The sequence below is a fragment of the Streptomyces humicola genome (assembly GCF_024436035.1).
Lineage (GTDB): Bacteria > Actinomycetota > Actinomycetes > Streptomycetales > Streptomycetaceae > Streptantibioticus_B > Streptantibioticus_B humicola.
The window spans coordinates 41,326-67,927 of the sequence record NZ_JANFNG010000031.1; the positions used below are offsets into that span (position 1 = coordinate 41,326).

A 26,602-nucleotide genomic window follows, 5' to 3' on the forward strand; every position below is an offset into this window, starting at 1 on the left:
GGCCGTCCGGCCCGCCGACGGAGTCGGCTGATGTCACTGTGCGGTGGACCTCATTTGGGCCGGGTCCATCCACATGGCGTCGCCCCGGCGGCCGGCCCGCCCCCTGGGCACCCCGGGCAGCCTCAGCCCCCTTGGCCACGAATGCGCCCTAGGCGAGGGCCCGTTCCACCTCATGGGCGACCTCGCTCGCCCGTACGTCGCTCAGCGGCGCGCCGTCCGCACCAACGACGTAGAAGGCGTCCACCACGTTGGCGCCCAGCGTGCTGATCCGGGCCGAGCGGACGGCGACGCCCGCGGCGTCCTCCAGCGCGCGGCCGATCCTGTGCAGCAGCCCTGGCGCGTCCTGGGCCCGCACCTCGATGACCGTGGCCAGCTCCGACGAGCCGCCTGCCACCGTCACCCGCGGCGGCGGCGCCTTCACCCCGCGCCGCCTCGGATAGGCCGCCTCGCGCTCCGCCAGGCGTGCCTCGATGTCGAGCGAACCCTCGAAGGCGCGGGCGAAGTCGGCGCGCAGCCGCGCCACTTCGGGCAACGAACCGTATTCGGCGGCGACGCGCCACCTCAGCAGAGTCACCGGTCCCGCGCCGATCGGGTCCGCGGTGCGCAGATCCGCCGCCCGAACCGTCAACCGGTGAAGGGCGAGCACCCCAGCCGCGGCCGGCAGCAGCCCCGGCCGGTCCGGCACGGCCAGCAGCAGCTCGACACCGACGGGTTCCGTGCCGTCGTCGCCGACCGGCTCGGCCTGTGCGTGCAGGGCGATGGCCGGGCCCCCGGTGCGCGCGGCCTCGACCGCCAGGCGCTCCTCCTCCGCCGACGGCTCGCGGGCGGGCGGTGTCGGCACGGCCTCCCCCGCGAGCACGCCCGCGACCCGTTTGACCAGGTCCGCGACGAGCGAGGCGCGCCAGGCGCTCCATGCGGCAGGGCCGGTGGCCAGCGCATCGGCCTCGGTGAGCGCGTGCAGCAGCTCCAGCGTCTCGACCGAGCGCACCTCGGCGGCGACCGACTCCACCGTCGCGGGATCGTCAAGATCGCGCCTGGTGGCGGTGCGGATGAGCAGCAGGTGCTGACGGACGAGCAGGGCGAGGGTGTCGACGTCGGTACGTCCGAAGCCCAGCCGGGCGGCCACGTCCCGCACGATCACCTCGCCCGCCTCCGAGTGGTCGCCGGGCCAGCCCTTGCCGATGTCGTGCAGCAGCGCGGCGATCAGCAGCAGGTCGGGACGGCTGACGCGGCGGGTCAGCTCGGTGGCGCGGACGGCCGTCTCCACCAGGTGACGGTCGACGGTCCAGCGATGGACGGGGTTGCGCTGCGGGCGGCACCGCACCCGTTCCCAGTCCGGCAGCAGCCGCGTGATCAGCCCCTCGGCCTCGAGCGCCTCCCATACCTCGACGGTGGGCTCTCCCGCGCCGAGCAGCGTCACGAGCTGTTCACGCGCCTCGGCCGGCCAGGGTGCGGGCAGCGGGCGGGCGGTTCCGGCGAGGTGGCGTACGGCGTGCAGGGAGAGCGGCAGACCCGCCTGGGCGGCGGCCGCGGCGGCGCGCAGCGGCAGCACCGGGTCGCGCTCGGGCCGAGCGGTGCGCGCGAGCACGGCCTCGCCCTCGTGCTCGACGACGCCCTCGGCGAGCGGGCTGCGTTCCGCCGGGGCCTCGGCGCGGCTGCGCCCGAGCAACCCGCGCAGCCGCGGCCGGGCGGTGCGGGCGCGCAGCACGCGGCCGACCTCGCGCCAAGTGACGTCGGAGGCGTAGGCGATGGTGCGGGCGGCCTCGTAGATCTGGCGCAGCAGCGCGTCGGCGTCGAGCAGCCCGAGCCGGGCCGCGACCGCGTCCTGTTCCTGGAGCGCGAGGCGATCGGTGGCGCGCCCGGTGACCAGGTGCAGCGCGTCGCGGGTGTCGAGCAGCCGGGTGCGGGCCTCGTCCAGGCCCTCGCGGGGTGCGTCGGCGAGCCAGGAGGCGGCGACGGCGCGCAGCACGGTCGCATCGCGCAACCCGCCGCGCGCCTCCTTCAGATCGGGTTCGAGGAGGTAGGACAACTCACCCTGGCGATGAGCGCGTTCGGCGCACAGCTCGTGGAGTTCGGGGAGCCGCTTGGGCGCCTGGGCGCGCCAGTCGGCGAGGACGGCGGTGCGCATCGAGGCGGTGAGGGCGGCATCGCCCGCGATGTGCCGTGCGTCGAGCAGGCCGAGCTGGACCTTGAGGTCCTCGCGTGCGGTCTCGCGAGCCTGCGCGGCGGTCCGCACGGAGTGGTCGAGGTCGAGGCCGAGGTCCCAGATCGGGTACCACAGGCGGTCGGCGAGCGCCGAGACCGCTTTCTCGTCGGCCGGGCCGTCGTGCAGAAGCAGCAGGTCGAGGTCGCTGCGCGGGGAGAGCTCGCCGCGGCCGTAGCCGCCGACGGCGACGAGGGAGCATCCGCCAGCCACCCCGGCGTCCTGCGCCGCCGCGTCGAAGAGCCGTCCGAGCCACGCGTCGGTGAGTCCGGCGAGCTCGGAGCGGCGCGACGGCCCGGGCCGGACCTCCCCACCCAGGAGGGCCAGCCGGGCCGCCGCGTAACCGGCGGGCTGCGAGGCCCCGCCGGGCTCTGATCCGGCATCGGCCGATCGCGTGCTCGGGTCGTGGTGGGGGGCTCCGGAGGCGTTCCCGGTCACCGGGGTGGCACGGTCCGTCACGCGATCTCCAATGCCGGTCGTCGATCCCATCCTTGCGACCGGACGGTCACAGGGCGTCCGGCCCGCGTTCACCCGTGCGGACGCGGACTGCAGTCTCGACCGGGATGCTCCAGACCTTGCCGTCACCGATCTTTCCGGTGCGGGCGGCCTTGACGACGACGTCGATCAGCTCCTCCGCGTCGGCGTCCTCGACGAGCACCTCGATACGGATCTTGGGTACCAGATCGACGGTGTACTCGGCGCCCCGGTAGACCTCGGTGTGTCCGCGCTGCCGTCCGTATCCACTCGCCTCGGTGACCGTCAGGCCGTGGACTCCGAAGTCGCGCAGAGCGTCCTTGACCTCGTCCAAGCGGTGCGGCTTGATGACCGCGGTGATCAGCTTCATGCATCCACCTTCGTGGCAGTCTCGGCGGCCTCGGTCGCCTTGGGGGTCTCCTCCGTGCGGTCCGACGAGGTCACGGCCGCGAGCGAACTGCGGGCTGCGGAGCCCACGCCCGAGTAGTCGTAGGCGGTCTCGGCGTGCTCGGTCTGGTCGATGCCGGAAACCTCGTCGTCCTCGGTCACCCGGAAGCCCATCACCAGGTCGATCAGCTTGGCAAGGACGGCGGAGGCGATCAGGGAGTAGAGCAGAACGGCGGTGACACCGATCGCCTGCTTGCCCAGCTGGCCGAAGCCGCCGCCGTAGAACAGGCCCTTGGCGGTCTGGCCGACCTCGCCGGTGGCGAAGAAGCCGATCAGCAGGGAGCCGATGATGCCGCCGACCATGTGGACGCCGACCACGTCGAGCGAGTCGTCGAAGCCGAACTTGTACTTCAGGCCCACCGCCCAGGCGCACACCACACCCGCGATCGCGCCGACCGCGATCGCGCCGAGCGGCGAGACCGAGCCACAGGACGGGGTGATCGCGACCAGGCCCGCGACCGCGCCGGAGGCCGCGCCGAGGGTGGTGAAGGAACCGTGGCGGAGCTTCTCGTAGGCGAGCCAGCCGAGCATCGCGGCGGCCGTGGCGACCTGGGTGTTGGTGAAGACCACCGAGGCGACGCCGTCGGCCTTGAGCCACGAGCCGGCGTTGAAGCCGAACCAGCCGAACCACAGGAGCCCCGCGCCGAGCATGACCAGCGGCAGGTTGTGCGGCCGGAACGGGTCCTTCTTGAAGCCCACCCGCTTGCCGGTGACGAGAATGGCACCGAGACCCGCCGCACCCGCGTTGATGTGGACCGCAGTACCACCGGCGAAGTCGATCACGCCGAGCTTGTTCAACCAGCCCCCGGTGCCCCAGACCCAGTGGGCCACAGGGAAGTAGACGATGATCGCCCAGAGGGTGATGAACAGCGACCAGGCCGTGAACTTCACGCGGTCCGCGAGCGAGCCGCTGATCAGCGCCGGAGTGATGATCGCGAACATCAGCTGGAAGACGGCGAAGACATAGACCGGGATGCCGGTGCTCGGCCACAGCTCGGTGAGCCCGATGTGGCGCATGCCGAGCCAGTCGGTACCACCGATGATTCCGGCGTGGTCGGTGCCGAAGGCCTCGCTGAAGCCGAAGAGCGTCCACAAGATGGTGATGATGCCGAGGCTGATGAAGCTCATCATCAGCATGTTCAGCACGCTCTTGACCCGGACCATGCCTCCGTAGAAGAAGGCGAGGCCGGGGGTCATCACCATGACCAGGGCGGCGCTGATCAGCATGAAGGCGGTCGCGCCTGTATCGAGCGCGGGCTTGTCGGCGGCAAGCGTCGTCATGATGCCAACAGGCATCGGCGTCTCCTCGTCGTCGTTACGGTCCGTGCTGGCGCAGTGACATCAGCCGCTGGCGCGGCGCGGGGGTTGGGCCGGCTGTGGCCATGAGATTGACGCAGGCGGGTTTCAACCACCGCCGTTCGATGTTTCACGGCCGTGACGAAGAAGAAGCCCGTGTTACGGACAAGTGAATCGCCGCCTGTCGTACGTGGCCGACATGCCACGCCGTATACCGCCACAGGGGGGCACTGGTACGCAACACGTGACCGGCCGCGGCGGTTGCCCGTCGACCTGGCGGTGGGGGAGCCTAGTCGGGCTGATCGGGTTGGCCGCCGCGGCCGGGGTCTGTGGGGTCAGACCGCCTGCGCGGTCTCGCAGTCGTCGGGCAGCTCGGCGGCGAGCCGCTCGCCGAGTTGGACCACCTCCGCAACCTCCCCGTAATCCTGCACCGCGGCGTCCGTGGTCTTCCTGATCCGCGTGTTGACCCGCTCGGACCGGACCTTCTTCGCCACTTCGAGCGCCCGCACGGTCAGGTCGGCCGCCTGCTCCGGATTCCGCTCCAGCAGATGGACGGTGGCCATGCCGACGAGGTTGAGCGCATAGGAGCGCTGATGCGTGGAGTCGGTGGAGAACAGCTCGACGGCGCGCGCCATGACCGGATGCGCCAGCGAGGCGTACGTGGGGCTGCGGCCGGCCACGTACGCCAGGTCCCGGTAGGAGTGGGCGTTCTCCGCGTTCAGCTCGGCCTCGGAGAAGAACCGGATCCAGTCCGGGTCCTCCTGCAGGCACCTGTCGGTGAACGCGTCCTCGGCCATCCGCACCGCGCGGTGGCACTTCTGCACCTGGCCCATGCTCGCGTAGGCGCGCGCCTCCATCGCGTACAGCATCGACTGGGTGGTGGCGGTGGCGCTGTCCCGGCTGCCGTACTGCCCGAGGTGGATGAGCTCCAACGCGTCGTCGGGGCGGCCCAGGTGGATCATCTGACGGCTCATGTTGGAGAGCACATAGGCGCCGAGCGGGCGGTCACCGGCCTCCTTGGCGGCGTGCAGTGCGAGCACGAAGTATTTCTGCGCGCTCGGCTGCAGCCCGACGTCGTAGCTCATCCATCCGGCGAGCTCGGCGAGTTCCGCGGCGACCTTGAACAGCCGCTTGGCGACCGGCTCGGGGTGCGACTCCTGCAGCAGATCGGTCACCTCGTGGAGCTGGCCGACGACCGCCTTGCGGCGCAGCCCGCCGCCGCACTGCGCGTCCCACTGGCGGAACATCACGGCGGTCGCCTCAAGGAGCTCGAGCTCGGGGACGGACAGGCTCCTGGGGCGCTCCGGACGGCCCTGGCCGGCGGGGCGTGGCGACGCCTCGCCTCCCCCGGAAGCGGCGGCCGGGGTGGGCACCAGCCAGCGCTGCATCGGTTCCACGAGGGCGGGTCCGGCGGCGAGCGCCAGCGAGGTCCCGAGGAAGCCGCGGCGCCCGAGCATCAGGTCGCTGCGGGAGAACTCGTTCATCAGCTCCACGGTCTGCGGCGCCGCCCAGGGAAGGTCGACACCGGAGACGGCGGGCGGCTGGTGGACGGTGCGCAGCCCGAGGTCCTCGACGGCGATGACGGAGCCGAAGCGTTCGGAGAACAGTTCGGAGAGAATGCGAGGAATGGGCTCGCGCGGCTGCTCGCCGTCGAGCCAGCGCCGCACGCGCGAGGTGTCGGTGCTGACGTGGTGCGCGCCGATCTGGCGGGCCCTGCGGTTGACCTGGCGGGCGAGCTCGCCCTTGGACCAGCCGCTGCGCAGGAACCACGACGCCAGCTGCTCATTGGGCCGCTTCTCCTGCTGGCCCGCCTCGTGCGCGCCGCTCTCCGTGACGCTTCCGCCCACCGGTAACGCCCCCATCCCGCTTGTCCGTTCTGCACTTCCGCGACGAACTGCCGATCCGTCAATCCGTCAATACCTCGAACCGGCAACAGCATGCCGCCGATTGGGGCGCGCTGTCCCGATCGCATCGCTCCGGTCATCGAATACGTGTGCGTGCATTGCCTCCGGCATACCCGCGAACCACGTGACCGACACCGTTCCGTAAACCGAAAGTAATCCTACGATCACCCGTCCGGCGAGGGAGGATGCGGAATCGCCACCATTCGCCACCCCTTCGAATGAACTCTTCCGCTGTCCTACGCGATTCACTTGACACATGACCTTCCGAACGGGGTGGAGCGAAGCACGCGGGGGCGCGTGCGCGTTGCCGTGCCACCGCCCGCGACCCGATGCGCCCTTCACCGGGGCACATCCGACGGAGCGTCAGCCAGGGCGCGGGAGACGGGCGGGCGATATGGACGCGTTATGTGCGAGTGCGTAACCAACGTCTTTTGCGGAGTGTTGGAGGTGGCATGGGCTTCACGATCGGCAGCATCCGGGATATCCGGGACATCACGCCCGGCGCACGGCCGTGGCGGCGGAGCCTGCTCCTGCGGCGATGACGAATGCCCTGCCCCCGGCGCGCATGTCCTGCACTTCGCCGGGGAGATCCCGGCCGGGGCGACGCCCGAGGAGGTCGACGAGGCCTGGTCCCTCACCCCCGGAGCCGCCGTGATGCTGCCCGTCGGCCGCACCTTCGACGTCCTGGACGTCGCCGAGGAGGCCGGGTGCCGCGCGCTGGTGCGGCTGGAGCGCATGGGCCTGCGGCTCGGCCCGGTGCTCGCCACCCCGACCGGGCGAGCGCTGTTCTTCGTTGCGCCGGGCGCCGCCGACGAGCTCCCCCAGCTGCTCTACCGGATGGGCTGGGACGACACCGGGCTCGACCTGCACTGCCTGGGACTCGGTGAGTACGTCACCGCGCCGCCGTCCGATCTGGGCGGGCTCGGCCCGGTGCGCTGGCTGCGCCCGCCCACGGCGACGGCCGCCCAGCCGCCGGAGGCCAGGCTGCTACTGGGGACGCTGGCATACGTCTGCCACCGCCATCGCACCGTGACACTGGCCCGCGCATGACGCCATGAACGACATGAGCGTGGAGGGGCGCCCCCTGCCCGGGGGGCGCCCCTCCACGCTCGTTCTCGTACGGCGTCTCGCGGTCAGTCGCCGATGAGCGCGTCGACGAACGCCTCCGGCTCGAACGGGGCCAGGTCGTCCGGTCCCTCCCCGAGGCCGACCAGCTTGACCGGGACGCCCAGCTCGCGCTGGACCGCGACGACGATGCCGCCCTTGGCGGTACCGTCCAGCTTGGTGAGCACGATGCCGGTGATGTCGACCACCTCGGCGAAGACGCGCGCCTGCACCAGCCCGTTCTGCCCGGTGGTGGCGTCGAGCACGAGCAGCACCTCGTCGACCGGGCCGTGCTTCTCCACGACCCGCTTGACCTTGCCGAGCTCGTCCATCAGGCCGGTCTTGGTGTGCAGCCGGCCCGCGGTATCGATCAGCACGACGTCCGCGCCTTCGGCGATGCCCTCCTTGACCGCGTCGTACGCGACGGAGGCCGGGTCACCCGCCTCCGGCCCGCGCACGGTGCGCGCCCCTACCCGCTCGCCCCAGGTCTGCAGCTGATCGGCAGCGGCGGCGCGGAAGGTGTCGGCCGCGCCGAGCACCACGCTGCGGCCGTCGGCCACGAGGACGCGGGCGAGCTTGCCGGTGGTGGTGGTCTTGCCCGTGCCGTTGACGCCCACGACCATCAGCACCGCCGGGGTGTCCTCGGGGCTCTCGGTGTGGAGCGTGCGGTCCTCGTCCGTGCCGATCAGCGCCAGCAGTTCCTCGCGCAGCAGGGCGCGCAGCTCGGCGGGGGTGCGGGTGCCGAGCACCTTGACGCGGGTGCGCAGCCGCTCCACCAGCTCCTGCGTCGGCGCCACGCCGACGTCGGCGGTGAGCAGGGTGTCCTCGATCTCCTCCCAGGTCTCCTCGTCGAGGTGTTCACGGGAGAGCAGCGAGAGCAGCCCCTGGCCGAGCGAGGTCTGCGAGCGCGAGAGCCGCGAGCGGAGCCGGACGAGACGTCCGGCGGTGGGCGCCGGGACCTCGATCTCCGGGGCGGCTGCGAGCTCCTGCTCGATACGTTCGAGCTCTTCGGCCTCCACCGGCTCCAGCGTCGCGGCCGGCGCCTCGGGCAGGTCGACCTCTTCGATGGTGCGGCGCGGCTCGTCCCGCCCCAGCTCGGCCTCGTCGCCGACGTGCGGCTCGGGCGGCGGGGCGGTGACCTCACGCTCCGCCGACGGGGGGGTGGGCGAAGGCGGCAGCTGCTTCTTGCGGCGGCTGCTGACCACGAGACCGCTGAGTGCGGCGATCGCGACCAAGGCGATGACTACGGCAAGGATGACGGTTTCCATAACGCCACCCAGTATCGGCCACGGCCACCGCTTCCCGGCCACCGTACAAAGCTCTGATAAAGCCGTGTGGGCGGAGAATGGCGCACACCACGCGAATCGCCTCTGGCCAGCGAGATGCAACGCGCGTAGAGTCCCCGTTCGGGTCCGCATCACGCCGGGCAGGCCCGCTTTATTCGTCCTTTATGCTCACTTCGACCGACTCGTCATTTTTCACTCGTACGTACGAACAGTGCATCGCACGATCGCACCGACATCGCACGGAGAACCCCTCACATGGAGCAGACGTCCGCTCTCGATGCCGAAGGCGCGATAGAGACCCGCGGCATCGAACCCGTTCCGGACACCGAGCGGCGCGGACGCGTCCGCGAACTCTTCCCCACCTGGGTGGCGGCGAACATCAGCGTTCTGCTGCTCACCATGGGCGCCGGCCTGGTGGTCTCCAACGGACTCAACCTCTACCAGGTCCTGCTCGTCGCGATCCTCGCTCCCGTCGTCTCGTACGGGATCGTGGGCGTCCTGAGCATTGCCGGCAAGCGCGGCGGCGCCCCCGGCATGACGCTCTCGCGCGCGGTCTTCGGGCAGCGCGGCAACCTCTTCCCCGGTGCGGTCACCTGGATCGCACGCTGGGGCTGGGAGACGATCAACGCGGTCACCGGCGCCTACGCGCTGCTGACCATCCTCGACCTGCTCTTCGGCATCAAGAGCAACACGGTGCTGATCGTGGTCACCCTGCTGCTCTTCGTCGGCTGCACCTTCACCGTGAGCGGCATGGGACGCAAGGTGCTGCTGGTGTGCAACAAGTGGTCGGCGTATCTCTTCGGCGCCTTCAGCGTCGCCGTGCTCTGCTATCTGATCGCCAACACCGACTGGTCGTCCGTCTTCTCCCGGCCGGCTGGGAGCAACGCGCTGCTCATCGCGGGTATCGGCACCATCGCCGCCGGAGGGATCAGCTGGGCGCCGTCCGGCGCGGACTTCGCCCGCTACCTGCCGCGCACCGCCTCCGGCAAGGGCATCGTGGGGAACACGATCGGCGGCGCGGGCATCGTCGTCGTGCCGATGGTGCTGATGGGCGCGGTCATGGCGGTCGGCACCCCGGATCTCGCGCACGCCACCGACCCGGTCTCCTTCATCGGCAAGCTGCTGCCGACGTGGCTGTCGGTGCCGTACCTGTTCATCGCGCTGATCGGCATGCTGCTGATCAACAGCATGTCGATGTACTCGGCCGGATTCACCGCCCAGACACTGGGCTTCCGCATTCCTCGGGCATGGGCGGTGAGCGTCAATGCGGTGATCAGCCTCGTCTTCGGCTCGCTGCTGATGATCGTGGCCACGAGCTTCATCAGCTCCTTCATCTCCTTCCTGACGCTGCTCGCGGTCTCCTTCTCCGCGTGGATCGGCGTCTTCGGCGTGGACATGCTGCGCGGGCGCGAGTACGACGCGGAGGCGCTGATGGACACCTCGCGCACCAGCGCGTACTGGTACCGGGGCGGTTTCTGCTGGCAGGCGATGACCGCGTGGGCCGCCGCGCTGGTGGCAGGGCTGTGCTTCACCTCGGTGTCGTGGTTCGCCGGGCCGCTCGCGGGGAGCTGGACCGGGCGCAACGGGCTGGGGTGGGCGGCGACGATCGCCTTGGCGGCGGGCGTCTACGCGGTGCTTCCGCGGCCTGCTGCCGCTGTGCGGCCGGTGCGTTCCCGCGGGACGGAAGAGGCCGCTCCGGTCCGCGTGTCGTCCTGATCGGCCGGCGGGTCGCGCGGCCTGAGCTCCGGGACCGGATGCTCAGGCCGCGCGCAGCGCCTCCCGCCAGGTGACGCGGGCTCCGCTGCGCAGCACGGAGTTGCGGTAGATGCGCGAGGCTAGGCGGACCATCAGGAAGGCCAGCAGCAGTGTGAGGCCGAGGGCGGTGAACGCCTGCCACACCGGCGCGGTCCCCAGCGCGATGCGCATCGGCATGAGGACGGGGGCGAAGAACGGCACCATCGACAGCGCCGCGACGAGGCCGCTGTCCGGGTGGCCGGGCAGCGTGGAGATGCCCAGCACCCACGCGATGATGATGGGCGCCAGCACCGGGAACTGCACGCCGCTGAGGTCTTCCTGACGAGAGACCAACGACCCGGCCGCTGCGAAGAGCAGCGAGAAGAGCGCGAACCCGGCGAGGAACCAGGCCAGTGACCACGCCAGCGTACCCAGCGAACCGCTCAGCGGCAGGGTGAGCGTCCTGGCGAGGCGGGCGGATATCAGCCCGGCGCCGCCCACCACCACGATCTGGAGCAGGCCGAGCGCTCCGGTGCCGAGCACCTTGCCCACCATCAACTGCCAGGGCCGGACGGTGGCCAGCAGCAGTTCGACCACCCGGCTGCTCTTCTCCTCCACCACGCCCTGAGCGATCAGGGGTCCGCAGATCATGAACGTGAGGTAGAGCAGGAGCCGGACGACGATGCCGAAGATCAGGCGCTGCTGGTCACGCGCCGGGGCGGGCGGCTGGAGCGAGGTGACATGGACGGTCGCCGCGCCCGCGGCGCGCGCCACCAGCACCGGGTCTCCGCCGAGGCGGATGATCTGGGCGGCCAGGGCCCGTTCGCGGGCCACCGTGGTCAGGGCGCCGCCCAGGGTGGGGTCCAGGGTCTTGGCGACGGTCACCGCGAGCCCGTCGGGGCCGCTTCGGACGAACGCGGCAAGCGTGCCCTTGCGGACATCGCTCTGCCCGCTCGCCAGGTCCGGCACGGTGACCGCCGCCACGTTCCGGTCTGCGGCCTGCAGCGGCGCGGACAGCGCGGTGTCCTGCCGCAGCAGCCCGATCCTGATGATGCTCGGGCCGCTGTTGTGGGCCAGGTGGAGCGCGATGTTCATGCCGACCACCATGAGCACCATCAGGACCAACGTGATCCGGAACGCCCTGCTGCGCAGACGCATCGTCAACTCCCGCTGGGCAATGAGCCCCACGGCCTCGCGCGCGGTGCGGTTCATGCCGCCGTCCCCCCGGTGTCCTCGACGTGCTCGGTGTGCTCGGTGTGCTCGTTGCTGACGACGTGGCGGAACAGGTCGGTCAGGGAGGGCAGTCGCCGGGCGAACTCCCGTACCGGGCCGGTGGCCAGAGCCGCCCGGAGCACCGCCTGGTCGTCCGCGCCGGGCGCGAGCTCCAGCAGTGTCGGGCCGGTGGCGTCGCCCACGACCGTGACGCCGGGGAGCCCGGCGGCCCAGCCGGGCGGGGCCTGGGGTGCGTCCACGAGGATCCGTTCGGCACCGCCCGAGCGCAGCTCGCCGACCGCGCCGCAGGCCACCATCGCTCCCGAGCGGACGATGCCCACCCGGTCGCAGAGTCGCTCGACCAGCTCCAGTTGATGGCTGGAGAAGATCACCGGAACGCCCGCATCGGCCTTGTCCCGCAGCACCTGGCTCATCACATCCACGGCGACCGGGTCCAGGCCGGAGAAGGGCTCGTCCAGGACGAGGATCTCCGGGTCGTGCACCAGGGCCGCGGCGAGCTGGACGCGCTGCTGGTTGCCGAGGCTGAGCTTCTGTACCTCGTCGCCGATCCGGGAGGCGACGCCCAGGCGCTCGGTCCACTGGCGGGTGGCTCGGCTCGCCTCGGACCGGCTCAGCCCGTGCAGGCGCGCGAGGTACTCCAGCTGCTCGCCTGCCCGCATGCGCGGATACAGACCGCGCTCCTCCGGCATGTAGCCGATCCGGTTCCGGGTCCGATGCGTCACCGGCGCACCGTCCCAGCGCACTTCGCCGGCGTCGGCGGCGAGCACGCCCAGCGCGATGCGCATGGTCGTGGTCTTGCCGGCGCCGTTGCTGCCGACGAACCCGAAGATCTCCCCCGCGTGGACGTCGAAGGTCATCGCGTCCAGCGCCACGGTCTCGCCGTAGCGCTTGGAGACCCCGTCGACCTCCAGCCGTCTGTGACCCATGGTCCCCCCACCTCCCCTGTTTCCTGCTCCCTAATAAAGTGATATCACAATGATAGAGTCGGTGCCATGGCCGGAGGCAAAACAGCGGTGCCCCAGCTCAGGGATGAGCAGGGGCACCGCGGAGGACTGGAAGAGACGAGCGGCGGGGGGGTTAGCCCATCTCCTCCAGGGTCTTGCCCTTCGTCTCCTTGACGAAGATCAGCACGAACGGGATCGAGAGCACGGCGAAGAGCGTGTAGATCACGTATGCGCCGGAGAGGTTCCAGTCCGACAGCGACGGGAAGGTGACGGTGATCGCCCAGTTGGCGATCCACTGCGCGGAGGCGGCGACGCCCAGCGCGGCGGCGCGGATCTTGTTCGGGAACATCTCGCCGAGCAGGACCCAGACGACCACTCCCCACGACAGCGCGAAGAAGAGCACGAAGCTGTGCGCGGCGACCAGCGCGAGGGTGCCCTGCAGGTGCGGCATGGAGATGTTGGCACCGGTGCCGGTCTTGTAGGAGAACGCCCACGCGGCGACGCCGAGCGAGACGGCCATGCCGACGGAGCCGATCAGCGCCAGCGGCTTGCGGCCGATCCGGTCGACGAAGATCATCGCGATCACGGTGCCGATCACGTTGATGATCGACGTGGTGAACGAGTAGAAGAACGAGCTCGTCGGGTCGATGCCGACGGACTGCCACAGCGACGCCGAGTAGTAGAAGATCACATTGATGCCGACGAGCTGCTGGAAGACCGACAGGCCGATGCCGATCCAGACGATCGGGAGCAGTCCGCCCTTGCCGACCAGGTCCCGATACGTGGACTTGTGCTCGCTGCGCATCGCGTTCTCGATCTCCGCGACGCGGGCGTCCAGGTCGCTGCCCTCGCCCTCGACCTCACCGAGAACCTTCTTCGCCGCGTCGTAGCGGCCCGCCGAGATCAGGAAGCGGGGGGACTCCGGGATCGCGAAGGAGAGCAGACCGTACACGGCGGCCGGGACCACCATCACGCCGAGCATCCACTGCCAGGCCTCCAGGCCGGCGATCGTGCCACGCTGCTGGCCGTGAGCCGCCTGCAGGATGCCGTAGTTGACGAGCTGCGATATGGCGATGCCGATGACGATCGCGGCCTGCTGGAACGAGCCGAGCCTGCCGCGGTAGGCGGGCGGGGCGACCTCGGCGATGTACGCGGGGCCGATCACGGAGGCCATGCCGATGGCGAAGCCGCCGATGATGCGCCAGCCGGCCAGGTCCCAGACGGCGAACGGCAGCGCAGAGCCTATCGCGCTGACGACGAAGAGGACGGAGGCGATCTGCATGACGCGGATGCGGCCGATCCGGTCGGCGATGCGGCCCGCCGTCGCGGCGCCGAGCGCGCACCCGAGCAGCGCCGCGGCGACGACCTGGGCGAGCTCGCCCGAGCCGATACCGAACTTGCCCTGGATGCCGTTGACGGCACCGTTGATCACGGAGCTGTCGTAGCCGAAAAGGAAGCCGCCCATGGCGGCCGCGGCGGTGATGAAGATGACATGGCCGAGATGTTCCGGCGCGGTCTTGCGACCGCCGGTCCCTGTCGCCTGAGCGATGGTGGTCAACGTGATCTCCTGAGGCTCTGCTCTGAGCCGTCCCGGTGGGGCTGGGGCGTTCGAGTGTTCGGCCAACCCCCGACCGCCACCACTCGAATGTAAAAGCAACGCGTCAGAGACTATGCCTTCAAGTTTCTAAGTCAATAGAGGAAAGTGAAACGATTGGGACACGGCATGCCAGTCCATTCGTTCAGATATTGAAGGCAGCTGGCGAAGGCCGCGTCACCGCAGCCGCTGGCTGATCACCTTGGAGACGCCGTCACCCTGCATCGACACCCCGTAGAGCGCGTCGGCGACCTCCATCGTCCGCTTCTGGTGAGTGATCACGATCAGCTGTGAGCTCTCCTGCAGCTCCCGCATGATCCCGATCAGCCGCTGCAGGTTGGTGTCGTCGAGCGCCGCCTCCACCTCGTCCATGACGTAGAAGGGGCTCGGACGCGCCTTGAAGATCGACACCAGCAGCGCCACGGCGGTCAACGACCGCTCGCCGCCGGACAGGAGGGACAACCGCTTGACCTTCTTGCCGGGCGGGCGCGCCTCGACATCGACGCCGGTGGCGAGCATGTCGTCCGGGTCGGTGAGCACCAGGCGCCCCTCGCCGCCCGGGAACAGGCGCGAGAAGACGCCCTCGAACTCGCGCGCGGTGTCCTGGTACGCGGCGGTGAAGACCTGTTCGACGCGCTCGTCGACCTCCTTGACCACCTGCAGCAGGTCGGCGCGGGTCTTGCGCAGGTCCTCCAGCTGCTCGCTGAGGAACTTGTGGCGCTCTTCGAGTGCCGCGAACTCCTCCAGCGCCAGCGGGTTCACCTTGCCGAGCTGCTGGTACGCCTTCTCCGCGGCGCGCAAGCGTTTCTCCTGCTCGGCGCGGACGTACGGGCGCGGCCCGGTGTCGGACGGCTCCTCGCCCTCGGGCGCCGGCGGCGGCGGGACCAGCTGGTCGGGGCCGTACTCGCCGACGAGGCCGGCCGGCTCGACGCCGTGCTCCTCCAGCGCCTTGGCCTCCAGCTGTTCGATCCGCAGCCGCTTCTCGGCACCGAGCACCTCGCCGCGGTGGACGGAGTCGGTGAGTGTGTCCAGCTCCGCCTTGAGGGCACGGGACGATTCGCGCTGGGCGCTGAGCGCGGACTCGCGTTCGGCCTTCGCCCGCTCGGCGGCAGCCCGTTCCTGCTCGGCGCGGCCGAGGGAGACCGTGACATAGTCGAGCAGCCCGCGCGCACCGGCGAGCACCGCAGAGGCGACCCGCGCCTCGTGCTCCAGGCGCGCCCTGCGCTGGGCGGCGCGAGCGCGCGCCTCGCGCTCCATGCGGGCACTGCGGTCGAGTGCGTCGGCGCGTCCTGCCAGGCCCTTGACCCGCTCCTCGTGGGTCCTGACCTGAAGCCGCGCCTCCATCTCGGTCTGGCGGGCATTGGCGCCGTCGGCGGCGAGGCGGTCGCGTTCCGAGGTGTCGGGCTCCTCGTCGGCGGGGGCCTCCTCCGCCTCCCGCAGCCGCTCCGTCAGTTCGACGAGCTCCTCCGAGGCGCGCGCCAGTGACTCCTCGGCGCGGCCCACGGCCGCCGCGGTGCGCTCCGCCTCCCCCGCGGCGCCGCGCGCCTGCCCGGCGAGGCGTCCCAGCTGCTGGGCGACGGCGGACTTCTCCTTCTCCGCGGCGCGGCGGCGCGCGGCGAGATCGTCGACGAGGCGGGCGCACTCGGCGCGCCGCTCCTTGGCGGCGGTCTGCGCTGCGGCGAGCTCCTCGCAGCGCGCGGCGAGGCGCTCGAGCTCCGCCTCCGCCTCGTCCACAGCAGCCTGGACCTCAAGGAGGCTGGGGGCTCCGGCGGAGCCCCCGTGCGCCATGTGGGCGGCGAGGACGTCGCCTTCGGCAGTGACGGCGGTGAGCGCGGGATGCCGGGTGACGATGGCCTCGGCGTCGTCGAGCGTGTCGACGATCACCACGTCGCGCAGCAACGTGCGTACGGCGGGCAGCAGTTCACCGGGCCCGCCGACGAGGGGTGCGGCCCAGCGGGCGCCCTGCGGCGCGCCGGCGCTCTCCGTCGTGCCGCCACGGGGGCCTTCCGGGGCGCCGGCGAGCAGCATCGTGGCCCGCCCCGCATCGTTCTTGCGCAGCAGCCGCAGCGCCTCGGCCGCCGCGGACGGGCCGCTGACGGCGACGGCGTCGGCGCAGGCGCCCAGCGCCGCGGCGACCGGGACCTCGAACCCCGTGGCCACGGTGAGCAGTTCGGCGGCGGGCCCGAGCAGGCCGGTGAGGCGGTCGGCGGCGCCGAGCAGTATTCCGGTGCCGTCCTTGCGGCGCAGGCCGAGCGCGAGCGCGTCATGGCGGGCGGCCAGTGCCGCGCGTTCGCGTTCGGCGGCGGTCGCGGCCTCACGGGCGGCGGCGAACGCCTCCTCGGCCTCCTCCTGCGCGCGTTTGGCCTCCTCGTAGGCGTCGTCGAGCTCCGCGTCACCCGCTTCGAGCCCGTCGACCTGGGCCTTCAGCTGCTCGTACTCCTCCTGGGCGGCGACCGCGCGCTCGGCCGCCTCGTCGCGCGCCGCGGTGAGCCGGCCGATCTCGGCCTCGGCCGCACCGGCCCGGCTGCGCGCGGCGTTGACCTGGCCGTGCAGCCGGGCGAGGCCCTCGCGGCGGTCGGCGATGGCGCGGGCGGCCGCCTTGAGCCGCTGTTCCTCCTGGGCGAGGGCGCGTTCCAGTTCGGCGCGATGGGCGATGGTGTCATCGAGCGCGTACTGCGCCGCCTCCAGCGCAGCGGTCAGCTCCGCCTCCTGCTCGCGGATGCGGGCCGCCTCCCGCTCCAGGTCCTCCGGGTCACGGCCGCGGCGCTCCTCGACCTGCTGGCCGCTGGCGTACTTGACCTTCTGCTCGGCGAGCCCGATCGTGCCGCGGATCCGTTCGGCGAGTTGCGAGAGCTCGTACCAGGTCTGCTGTGCTGCGGCCAGGCGCGGGCCGAGCTCGCGTACCTGCTCCTCCAGCTGGGCCTCGCGCCGGGCCGCCGCCGTCAGCTCGGCCTCGACCGCGTCCCGCCGCTCCTTGAGGGCGGCCTCGTCGGCGACCTCGGTACGCAGCGCCTCCCGCAGCGTCACCAGGTCGTCGGCGAGCAGCCGCAGCCGCGCGTCGCGCAGGTCGGCCTGGATGACGGCGGCGCGGCGGGCGACCGCGGCCTGGCGGCCGAGCGGCTTGAGCTGGCGGCGCAGTTCGGCGGTGAGGTCCTGGACGCGGGCTAGGTTGGCCTGCATCGCGTCCAGCTTGCGCAGCGCCTTCTCCTTGCGCTTGCGGTGCTTGAGGACGCCCGCGGCCTCCTCGATGAAGGCGCGGCGCCCCATGGGATCGGCGTGCAGGACGGAGTCGAGCTGCCCTTGGCCGACGATGACGTGCATCTCGCGGCCGATACCGGAGTCGGAGAGCAGCTCCTGGATGTCGAGGAGGCGGCAGGTGTCGCCGTTGATCTGGTACTCGCTGCCGCCGTTGCGGAACATCGTCCGCGTGATGGTGACCTCGGCGTAGTCGATGGGGAGGGCGCCGTCGCAGTTGTCGATGGTGAGGGAGACCTCGGCGCGGCCCAGCGGCGGGCGCCCCGTGGTGCCCGCGAAGATCACGTCCTCCATCTTGCCGCCGCGAAGGCTCTTGGCGCCCTGTTCGCCCATCACCCAGGACAGGGCGTCGACGACGTTGGACTTGCCGGAGCCGTTGGGGCCGACGACACACGTGATGCCCGGTTCGAAGCGCAGGGTGGTCGCGGAGGCGAAGGATTTGAACCCGCGCAGGGTCAGGCTCTTCAGGTGCACGCTGCCCTCTCCTCCGTCGCTACCGACCGCCGGCCCGTTCGGACTCTACCGGTCGCCTCCCGTTTGACCGGGGAACATGCAGGGCACACCAGTGGTAAGCGAACGATGCCAGTGAGCAAACGGGGCAGGACGAGGCAGGATCGGTCAGCAAGAGCGTCAGCTGGAGCAGGGAAGAGGCGGGGGAAGAGGCGGGGGAGACGACGAAGGGACGCCGAAGCGTCCCTTGCACTCTCTTCAAGCGGCGACGGTGCAGCCCGGCCCGGGGGTGGGCCGGATCATGCCGGCACAGGCTCCGCCTGGGGTACGTCGATGCTGCTGAGCAGCGACTCTTCACGCGACTGCACCAGAGCGTCGTTCTCGGCCTGGATCCGTACGAGTTCGGATTCCAGGTCCTGGACACGCTGCTGGAGTCGTCGCATCTCGGCGAGGAGTCGCGGGTCGGGGCCGCCGACGTAACCGAGAAGCGCCTTTGCCATGATGGATGGTCCTCCACGCTGAGTGACCGACCTGAGCGGTGTGGGTCGTGAGGGGGTGTGGCACCCGCCTTTTGCACCCTCGCCATTGTTGAACACGTAGGGATACGGCTAAGGTGCGCGGGGCTTCCAGCGTCTCACCAAATAGTTTGACGGTCAACACGATCACAGCCCAGAGGTCCGGCGTGCCTTGGAAATCACACGGCGCGACGAGCCGCGGGGCACCCGTGGGGCTTGGAGATCATCCTTGCTGCGGCAGCCTGGCACGGCAACCACGATTTGGCAAGGGTCTGGCGGATACTGCCCGTGGCGATTGCCGCGCGTGACCACTGCTGCGGACGCGGTGTGCGGGACCTCAGCGGATCTCGAAGCCGTCGTAGCCGCCTCGCGGCTCGCTCCAGATCTCGGTGACGCCGTCCACGCGGCCCGGCGCGGCCCCCTTGTGAAGCCAGTCCAGCAGCCGGTCGCAGCGGTCCCGCGCGCCCTCGGCGACGACCTGGACCCTGCCGTCGGAGAGGTTGGAGGCGTAGCCCGACAGACCGCCGATCTCCAGTGCGGTGGCCCGCGTCCACCAGCGGAAACCGACGCCCTGCACCCGGCCCCTGACCCATGCAGTCAGCCGGACGTCGCCTGCATCCGGGGCCGTGCCGGCCGTGTCGCTCATGGGAGCACGCTACCGTGGCGGCCTGCGACGGTCCGCCTTTGACGGTCGTTCAGGACGTCCGGGGCCCGCGCTGGCAGCGCGGGCAGAAGTAGCTGGAACGGTTCATCCAGGGACTGCGCCTGATCGGCGTCCCGCAGCGTCGGCACGGCTCGCCCTCCCGCCCGTAGGCGTCGAGCGACCGGTCGAAGTAGCCGGACTCGCCGTTGACGTTGACGTAGAGGCTGTCGAAGCTCGTGCCGCCGGCCGCCAGCGCGTCGCCCATCACCGCCCGGATATGAGCGATCAGCTCCTCGGTGCGTGGCCGGGTGAGCGTGGCGGTCGGCCGGTCGTAGTGGAGGCGGCTGCGCCACAGCGCCTCGTCCGCATAGATGTTGCCGACCCCGCTGATCAGTGACTGGTCGAGCAGCGCCCGCTTGATGGTGGTACGGCGGCGGCGCAGGGCCGCGTGGAAGGCGTCCGGGTCGAAGGCCTTCTCCAGCGGATCCGGGGCGATGTGGGCAAGCGGCTGCGGAAGGTCGATGGCGGCATCCGGGCCGTCGGGTACGCAGTCGTGCACCGACAGGCCGCCGAAGGTGCGCTGGTCGACGAAGCGCAGTTCCGTACCGAGCGCGTCGGTGAAGCGGATGCGGATCCGCAGATGCTTCTCGTCGGGCGCCTCGTGCGGCTGGACGAGGAGCTGGCCGCTCATGCCGAGGTGGCAGAGGAGCGCGAGGCCGTCGCCGAGCGGCAGCCACAGGTACTTGCCCCGGCGGTGGGCGGGGCCGAGGGTGCGGCCGCGCAGCCGGGCGGCGAAGTCCTCGGGGCCCGCGAGGTGGCGGCGGACCGCGCGCGGGTGCAGCACCTCGACGTCGGCGACAGTGCGGCCGCTCACCCAGCGCTCCAGGCCGCGGCGCACCACCTCGACCTCGGGCAGCTCCGGCATCTCAGTGAGCGCCGGGTCCGGAGCCCGCTCCGGCCCCGTCCGCGGCCCCGCCCTCGCCGTCGGTGCCGGATCCGTCGCGGATCGCACGCCAGGCGGCCTCGGCGGCCTGCTGCTCGGCTTCCTTCTTGCTGCGGCCGGTGCCGGTGCCGTACGCGACACCACCGACGCGGGCGGCAGCCGTGAAGGTCTTCTCGTGGTCGGGACCGGACTCGGTGACCACGTACTCGGGGACGCCGAGCGACTCGGTGGCGGTGAGCTCCTGGAGGCTGGTCTTCCAGTCCAGGCCCGCCCCGAGGTTCGAGGACTTCTCGATCAGCGGGTCGAAGAGCCGGTGCACGAGCTCGGACGCGGCGCCGAGCCCCTGGTCCAGGTAGACCGCTCCGATCACCGCTTCGAGGGTGTCGGCGAGGATCGAGGCCTTGTCCCGGCCTCCGGTGCCCTCCTCCCCGCGTCCGAGGCGGATGAAGGAGCCCAGGTCGAGGGCGCGGGCGACCTCCGCGAGCGCCCGGGAGTTGACCACCGCGGCGCGCAGCTTGGCCAGCTGCCCCTCGGGCAGGTCGGGGTGGGCGCGGTAGAGGGTGTCGGTGACGACGAGGCCGAGCACGGAGTCCCCCAGGAACTCCAGGCGCTCGTTCGTCGGCAGGCCGCCGTTCTCGTACGCGAAGGACCGGTGTGTCAGCGCACGCACCAGAAGGGCGGGCTCGAGGCTGTACCCGAGCCGCCCTTCCAGAAGCGTGTGGGACGAGGCTGCCTTGGAGGCGTCTGCCGACGACTTGGCGTCTGACATGGAGCCTGTCACCTGCCGATCAGACCTCGATGACCTGACGGCCGTTGTAGGTGCCGCAGCTCGGGCACGCGATGTGCTGCAGCTTCGGCTCGTGGCAGCGCTCGCACGCCACGAGGGTGGGGACCGCAGCCTTCCACTGCGACCGGCGGTGGCGCGTGTTGCTGCGCGACATCTTCCGCTTCGGAACAGCCACGGCTATTTCTCCTGCTTCTCGTCGGCACCGGGCTCGGCGCCGCTCTCGTAGTCCTTCTCGCCGGCCTTGAGGCTGTCGGCGAGTCCCTGCAGTGCCGCCCAACGGATGTCGGGAGCATCGTGACGGTGGTCCGGATCGTCCGCGAGCCGCGCCCCGCATTCGGAGCACAGGCCCGGGCAGTCCTCCCGGCACACCGGCTGAAGCGGCAGTTCCAGCACTACCGCGTCCCGCAGCACGATCTCGAGGTCGAACATGTCGTCCTCGAGGACGAGCTCCGCCTCCTCATCGTCGGCCGTGTCGTCGGCGGGCTCGCCGCCGTACCGCTCACCGGCGTCGGGGTAGGAGAACAACTCCTGGAAGTCCGTGTCGAGCTCGCGCTCGATCGGCTCCAGACACCTTACGCACTCGCCCGCGACCGATGCGTGGGCGGTACCCGTGACGAGTACCCCCTCCATCACCGACTCCAGTCGCAGGTCGAGCTCGATCGGTGACCCCTGCGGGACCCCGATCACATCGGCGACGCCGAAGTCCTCCGGCGCGGACACCGTGCGGGAGATCTTCTTCATCGCGCCAGGACGACGGCCGAGCTCGCGTGTGTCGAACACGAGTGGGTCGCGGTGGTCGAGGCGGGCGTTGATGACTTCCTGCTTTCGTCGGTGCATGTGCCGTAACGGTACGGCGGGCCGCCCCGGATGTGGGCAGCCGGAAAGGGCGCACTACGGGGCCGGAGTGGACAGGATACTGGACGCGCCGCTCAGGCCCAACTCAGCGGGCCCGTCAGCGACCCTGGTCGAGCTCGCGCAGGTGGTTGAGGTCGATCAGACTGGTGTCGAAGAAGCTCGTCTCGTCCAGGCCCTGCTGCGGCTGGTGCTGCTGCGGGATCTGGCCGAGCCCCTCGGCGTGCGGCAGGCCCTCGTACCCCTGGTGCCAGCCGTAGCCGGAGGAGTCTGCGTAGCCGCCCTGCTGCGGGATCTGTCCCTGGGCGTACTCGGGGTAGCCCTCCTGGTACACCCCGTCCTGGTAGCCGCCTCCATAGCCGCCGCCGTTCTGGTAGGCGTAGGCCGACGACTGGTCGTATCCGCCCTGCTCGTAGCCGGCGTGCTGGTATCCCGTCGCTGCGGCCATCGCCGCCGGGTCGTACACGGGCTGCTGTGTGTAGTCGCCGTAGTCACCCTCGCCGTACGCGAGGGCCGCGGCGGGCTCGTCCTGCGCGCCGGTTCCGGCACCGGTTCCGGCACCGGCGCCGGCGCCGGCCAGCTCCGCAAGGTACTCGGCGTCGGTCTGCCGGCTCTGCTGGTCTCCTGCCGCCGCGCCGTCCTGGGCGGCCAGGTGCTCGCCCAGCTCGTCGATCGGCCGGTGGCCGGTGAGCTTCTGCCGACCGCGGCCGACGGCCTCCAGGGTCTTGGCCAGCACCGCCTCGAAGGCGCCGAGCTTGGTGTCGACGTACGCGTCCGCCCTGCGGCGCAGCTCCGCCGGGTCGCTGCTGCGCTCGGGCGCCTCGTCGTCCACCTCGCCGTAGCCGTCGCCGTACCCGTCGGCGTCGGAGTCGCGGCCGAGCAGCTTGGCTCGGCCGCGGTCGACCGAGCCGAGGGTCTTGGTGAGTACGACCTCGAAGTTGGCGAGCTTGCTGTCGACGTACTCGTCGGCCTCGGCGCGGATCTCCTCCGCCTCCCGGCGCGCCTCGGCGAGGATGCGGTCGGCCTCCGCCTGCGAGCGCCGGGCGATCTCGGTGTCGGAGATCAGCGAGCCGCGCTGCTCATGGGCGGAGGCGATGATCCGCTCGGCCTCGGCGCGGGCCCCGGCGAGCATCTGCTCGCGGTCGCCGAGCAGCGCCTCGGCGTGCGAGAGCGACTCGGGGAGCGCGGAGCGCACCTCGCCGAGCAGGGACAGCAGCTCCGCGCGATTGACAACGCAGGACGCCGACATCGGCATGGAGCGCGCGCCCTCGACGGCCGCGACGATCTCGTCGAGCTTCTTCTGCACGTCCATCGCTGGTCTGTCTCTCCTCGGCGGGACCCGCCGGCGGAGTGCCGGGGCGGGTGCAGTCAGACTCTACGACCACGCGGACCGACCGCGTCACCGAATGACGGGCCGTCAGGCGGTCCGCTGTCGGTTCAGGGGCGGGAGACCTTGCCCTGGAGCGCGGTGAGAACCGGCCCCGGCACCAGGTGGGAGACGTCGCCGCCCCACTGGACGACCTCCTTGACCAGACTGGAGGAGAGGAAGCTGTAGGTCGGGCTGGTGGGGATGAAGAGCGTCTCCACGCCGGAGAGGCCGTTGTTCATCTGGGCCATCTGCAGCTCGTAGTCGAAGTCGCTGACTGCTCGCAGGCCCTTGACGATGGCGGGGATGTCGTGCTGCTTGCAGTAGTCGACGAGCAGGCCGTGGAAGGCCTCCACGCGCACGTTGCCGAAGTCGCGGGTGACCTGCTCGATCAGCGCGATGCGCTCCTCGACCGTGAACAGGCCCTGCTTCGACTTGTTGATCATGACGGTCACATAGACCTCGTCGTACAACCGCGATGCGCGGGCGATGATGTCGAGGTGACCGTTGGTGATGGGGTCGAAGGACCCCGGACAGACGGCGCGGCGCAACTGTGGTTCCTCGCTCTCCGATGCGGTCATGACGCGTCGGCGCTGTCGTCCCTGCGGCGCGCAGCGCCTCGATTGAGGGCGGTGGCGGGCGACGGGCGGGCGTCGGCGCGTGTCGCGGCGGCGCGACCGTACCAAAGCGTGCCCTCGCCGTAACGACGGGCCCGCAGGCCGTCAATGCCCTCGGGCCAGCGGAATTCTCCGCCTCTTGTGCTCCTCTCCACGGTGACCAGGGCATCGTCCGCGAGCCAGCCCTGGGTCAGGAGTGTGAGGAGGATCTCCCGCAGTTCGTCGTCGGAGACAGCGTACGGGGGGTCGAGGAAGACCACGTCGTACGGGGCCGCGGGAGGCGTGGCGGCGATGGTCTTCTCGGCCTTGCCGGCGCGCACCTCGGCGCCCGGCAGCCCTATCGCGCGGACGTTCTCGCGGATGGTGCACGCCGCGCGCGGGTCGGATTCGACGAGCAGGACGTGTTCGGCGCCCCGGGAGAGCGCTTCGAGGCCGACGGCACCCGAGCCGCCGTACAGGTCGAGGACGCGCGCCCCGGCGAGCGTGCCGCGCAGCGACTCCCAGCTGGAGAACAGCCCCTCACGCGCCCGGTCGGAGGTGGGCCGGGTGCCCTGCCCCGGCGGAACGGCCAGGCGGCGGCCGCCTGCCACCCCTGCGATGACGCGGGTCATGGGTCGATGCCACCCCTGGTTCGGCGTTCGGTAATGCGGACTCGTCTTCATTATGGAGGCCTCCGCGGGCCAGGGCCTCAGCCCTTGTCCAGGTAGCCCTCACGGGAGGCGTCGAGCAGGCTGTCCAGCGCGCTCAACAGCTCGGGGTGCGCGGTGAGTCCGGGGTCGGCGGCGACCAGCGCGGTCGCCTCGTCGCGGGCCTGGGCGATCACGTCCTCGTCCTCGATGACGGCGAGCATGCGCAGGGAGGAGCGGGAGCCGGACTGGGCCTGGCCCAGCACGTCGCCCTCGCGCCGCTGCTCCAGGTCGATCCGGGAGAGTTCGAAGCCGTCGAGTGTGGCCGCCACCGCGGCGAGCCGGGCGCGGGCCGGGCTCGCCTCGGGCATGTCGGTGACGAGCAGGCACAGGCCGGGCGCGGTGCCGCGCCCGACGCGGCCACGCAGCTGGTGCAGCTGCGAGACGCCGAACCGGTCCGCGTCCATGATCACCATCACGGTGGCGTTGGGCACGTTGACGCCGACCTCGATGACCGTGGTGGCCACCAGGACGTCGACGTCGACGTCGGCGGCAGCGAACCGGCGCATCACCTCGTCCTTGGCGTCCGGCTGCATCCTGCCGTGCAGCGCCTCGACGCGCAGGCCGTGCAGCGGTCCCGCGGCCAGCTGCTCGGCGATCTCCAGGACGGCGAGCGGCGGCCTGCGCTCGGCCTCGTCCTCCGGGGAGGCCTGCTCGCGTGCGTCGCTCGCGTCCTCGTCGCCGATGCGCGGACACACCACGTAGGCCTGGTGGCCGCCTTCGACCTCCTCACGCACCCGCTCCCAGGCCCGCGCCAGGTAGTGCGGCTTGTCCTTGGCGGGGACGACGTGGGTGGCGATCGGCGAGCGGCCGGCGGGCAGCTGGTCGAGAACGGAGGTCTCCAGGTCACCGAAGACGGTCATGGCGACGGTGCGCGGGATCGGCGTGGCCGTCATCACCAGCAGATGCGGGGGCTGCTTGCCCTTGCCGCGCAGCGCGTCACGCTGTTCGACGCCGAAGCGGTGCTGCTCGTCGACGACGACCAGGCCCATGTCGTGGAACTGGACCGTGTCCTCGATCAGGGCATGGGTGCCGATGACGATCCCGGCCTCGCCGGTCACCAGGTCGAGTAGCGCCTGGCGACGGGCCGCGGTGCCCATCGAGCCGGTGAGCAGCACCACCTTGGTGCCGAGTTCGGCGCCGCCGAGCATCCCCGCCTCGGCGAGATCGCCCATCATCTCGGTGATGGACCGGTGGTGCTGCTGGGCGAGGACCTCGGTGGGCGCGAGCAGCGCCGCCTGGCCTCCGGAGTCGACGACGGCGAGCATCGCGCGGAGCGCGACCAGCGTCTTGCCGGACCCGACCTCGCCCTGCAGCAGGCGGTGCATCGGGTGTTCGGTCGCCAGGTCGTCGAAGATCTCCGCGGAGACCTTCCGCTGGCCCTCGGTGAGGGTGAACGGCAGCTTGGCGTCGAACGCGGTGAGCAGCCCGTCCGATTGCGGGATGCGCGGGACGGCGGGCAGGCTTGCGTCGGTGGCGCGCCGTCTGGCCAGGGCGACTTGCAGGACGAACGCCTCGTCCCACTTCAGCCGGGCGCGGGCCTGCTCGATGTCCGCCTTGTTCTGCGGCCGGTGGATCTTCTCCAGCGCCTCCGTCAACGGTGCGAGACCGCGGGCCTCGCGCAGCCGGCCGGGGAGCGGATCCACGATCCCGGTCCAGCCCGTGGCCTGCAGCGAGCTCAGCACCGTGTCGACGGACTGGGCGATCTGCCACGAGGCGATCTGCTTGCACGCCGGATACAGCGGCAACAGGCGGCCGGCGAAGGAGCCGACGGCTTCCGCCGCGTCCTCGGCGGAGTCGGTGTCGAGCAACTGGTAGTCGGGGTGGGCGAGTTGGCGGGTCCGGTTGAAGACCGTCACCTTGCCGGCGAACATGCCGCGGCGGCCCGGCAGCAGCCTGGTGTGGTGGTAGTGCGCGGCCTTGTTGAAGAAGACCAGCTGCAGCGAGCCGCTGCCGTCGGTGACGACGACTTCGAGTCGCACGCCTCGGCCGCGGTTGTACGTCTTCTTCTCGGCCTTGGCCACCTGCGCGACGACGGTGACGTGCTCGTCGAGCGGCAGGTCGGCGAGGCGGGTGAGCTCGCCGCGCTCCGCGTAGCGGCGCGGGTAGTGGTGGAGCAGATCGCCGACCGTGTGCAGGTCGAGGTGGTCGGCGAGCACCTTCGCGGTGCGGTCGCCGACGACCTTGCGCAGCTTTTCGTCGAGGACGTTTTCGTCTGGGGCAGCCATCACTGCCCATCTTCGCCCATGCCACCGACAGAACACCGGCA

20 protein-coding genes and 1 pseudogene are annotated in these 26,602 nt (G+C 71.2%); 2 read left to right on the forward strand and 19 right to left on the reverse strand.

The features are described 5' to 3' along the window. Positions 1–148 precede the first annotated feature (148 nt). From NGB36_RS27530 to nsdA, 4 genes are all read right to left on the reverse strand, one after another. The gene (locus NGB36_RS27530; RefSeq protein ID WP_505016753.1) at positions 149–2,692 is read right to left on the reverse strand and encodes a [protein-PII] uridylyltransferase; all 2,544 of its coding nucleotides are present in this window, start codon (positions 2,690–2,692) and stop codon (positions 149–151) included. 16 nt (positions 2,693–2,708) lie between these two features. Further along, a complete protein-coding gene (locus NGB36_RS27535; RefSeq protein WP_255923240.1) occupies positions 2,709–3,047 on the reverse strand; it encodes a P-II family nitrogen regulator in 339 nt (112 codons plus the stop codon). Beyond that, a complete protein-coding gene (locus NGB36_RS27540) occupies positions 3,044–4,420 on the reverse strand; it encodes an ammonium transporter (RefSeq protein ID WP_255923241.1) in 1,377 nt (458 codons plus the stop codon). Before NGB36_RS27540 ends, NGB36_RS27535 begins: the two co-directional genes overlap by 4 nt. 335 nt (positions 4,421–4,755) lie before the next feature. After that, entirely contained in the window at positions 4,756–6,282 is a 1,527-nt protein-coding gene (gene nsdA / locus NGB36_RS27545) for a transcriptional repressor NsdA (protein ID WP_255923242.1), read from the reverse strand. A 494-nt stretch (positions 6,283–6,776) separates the two neighbouring features. On the opposite strand from nsdA, the pseudogene NGB36_RS27550 reads away from it, so the two are divergent. Beyond that, positions 6,777–7,374 (forward strand): annotated as a pseudogene (locus NGB36_RS27550) (bifunctional DNA primase/polymerase). A gap of 83 nt (positions 7,375–7,457) precedes the next feature. Here the strand turns inward: NGB36_RS27550 and ftsY are convergent. After that, entirely contained in the window at positions 7,458–8,696 is a 1,239-nt protein-coding gene (gene ftsY / locus NGB36_RS27555; protein ID WP_255923243.1) for a signal recognition particle-docking protein FtsY, read from the reverse strand. Between the two features lie 273 nt (positions 8,697–8,969). Between ftsY and NGB36_RS27560 the strand changes: the two genes are divergently transcribed. Continuing rightward, positions 8,970–10,430: a purine-cytosine permease family protein gene (locus tag NGB36_RS27560; RefSeq protein ID WP_255923244.1), complete on the forward strand. Its 1,461-nt coding sequence runs from the start codon at positions 8,970–8,972 to the stop codon at positions 10,428–10,430. A gap of 42 nt (positions 10,431–10,472) precedes the next feature. Here the strand turns inward: NGB36_RS27560 and NGB36_RS27565 are convergent, their stop codons facing one another. From NGB36_RS27565 to recG, 14 genes are all read right to left on the reverse strand, one after another. Then, positions 10,473–11,660, reverse strand: coding sequence for an ABC transporter permease (locus NGB36_RS27565; RefSeq protein ID WP_255923245.1), 1,188 nt, complete (start codon positions 11,658–11,660; stop codon positions 10,473–10,475). Continuing rightward, complete coding sequence (locus NGB36_RS27570; RefSeq protein WP_255923246.1) at positions 11,657–12,607, reverse strand: ABC transporter ATP-binding protein; 951 nt, start codon at positions 12,605–12,607, stop codon at positions 11,657–11,659. The genes NGB36_RS27565 and NGB36_RS27570 overlap by 4 nt, the downstream gene beginning before the upstream one ends. Before the next feature lie 151 nt (positions 12,608–12,758). Further along, entirely contained in the window at positions 12,759–14,183 is a 1,425-nt protein-coding gene (locus NGB36_RS27575) for a sugar porter family MFS transporter (protein WP_255923247.1), read from the reverse strand. A gap of 213 nt (positions 14,184–14,396) precedes the next feature. Next, the gene (gene smc, locus NGB36_RS27580) at positions 14,397–17,948 is read right to left on the reverse strand and encodes a chromosome segregation protein SMC (protein WP_255923248.1); all 3,552 of its coding nucleotides are present in this window, start codon (positions 17,946–17,948) and stop codon (positions 14,397–14,399) included. Positions 17,949–18,223: 275 nt separating this feature from the next. Continuing rightward, entirely contained in the window at positions 18,224–18,424 is a 201-nt protein-coding gene (locus tag NGB36_RS27585; protein ID WP_255923249.1) for a hypothetical protein, read from the reverse strand. Positions 18,425–18,776: 352 nt separating this feature from the next. Continuing rightward, complete coding sequence (locus tag NGB36_RS27590) at positions 18,777–19,085, reverse strand: acylphosphatase (RefSeq protein WP_255923250.1); 309 nt, start codon at positions 19,083–19,085, stop codon at positions 18,777–18,779. 49 nt (positions 19,086–19,134) lie between these two features. Continuing rightward, a complete protein-coding gene (gene mutM, locus NGB36_RS27595) occupies positions 19,135–20,007 on the reverse strand; it encodes a bifunctional DNA-formamidopyrimidine glycosylase/DNA-(apurinic or apyrimidinic site) lyase (protein ID WP_255923251.1) in 873 nt (290 codons plus the stop codon). Between the two features lies 1 nt (position 20,008). Continuing rightward, positions 20,009–20,794 carry a ribonuclease III gene (rnc, locus tag NGB36_RS27600; RefSeq protein WP_255923253.1) on the reverse strand — a complete coding sequence of 262 codons (786 nt, stop codon included), beginning with the start codon at positions 20,792–20,794 and terminating at the stop codon, positions 20,009–20,011. Positions 20,795–20,813: 19 nt separating this feature from the next. Continuing rightward, on the reverse strand, positions 20,814–20,987 hold the full coding sequence (gene rpmF, locus NGB36_RS27605) for a 50S ribosomal protein L32 (protein ID WP_255923254.1): 174 nt from the start codon (positions 20,985–20,987) through the stop codon (positions 20,814–20,816). 2 nt (positions 20,988–20,989) lie between these two features. Continuing rightward, positions 20,990–21,649 carry a YceD family protein gene (locus NGB36_RS27610; RefSeq protein WP_255923255.1) on the reverse strand — a complete coding sequence of 220 codons (660 nt, stop codon included), beginning with the start codon at positions 21,647–21,649 and terminating at the stop codon, positions 20,990–20,992. 115 nt (positions 21,650–21,764) lie between these two features. Further along, entirely contained in the window at positions 21,765–22,976 is a 1,212-nt protein-coding gene (locus NGB36_RS27615) for a F0F1 ATP synthase subunit B (protein ID WP_255923256.1), read from the reverse strand. Between the two features lie 125 nt (positions 22,977–23,101). Continuing rightward, entirely contained in the window at positions 23,102–23,581 is a 480-nt protein-coding gene (gene coaD, locus NGB36_RS27620) for a pantetheine-phosphate adenylyltransferase (protein ID WP_255923274.1), read from the reverse strand. A 26-nt stretch (positions 23,582–23,607) separates the two neighbouring features. Then, positions 23,608–24,258 (reverse strand): 16S rRNA (guanine(966)-N(2))-methyltransferase RsmD, encoded by a 651-nt coding sequence (rsmD, locus tag NGB36_RS27625; RefSeq protein ID WP_255923257.1) that lies wholly within the window; start codon positions 24,256–24,258, stop codon positions 23,608–23,610. A gap of 77 nt (positions 24,259–24,335) precedes the next feature. Next, complete coding sequence (recG, locus tag NGB36_RS27630) at positions 24,336–26,561, reverse strand: ATP-dependent DNA helicase RecG (RefSeq protein WP_255923258.1); 2,226 nt, start codon at positions 26,559–26,561, stop codon at positions 24,336–24,338. Positions 26,562–26,602 lie beyond the last annotated feature (41 nt).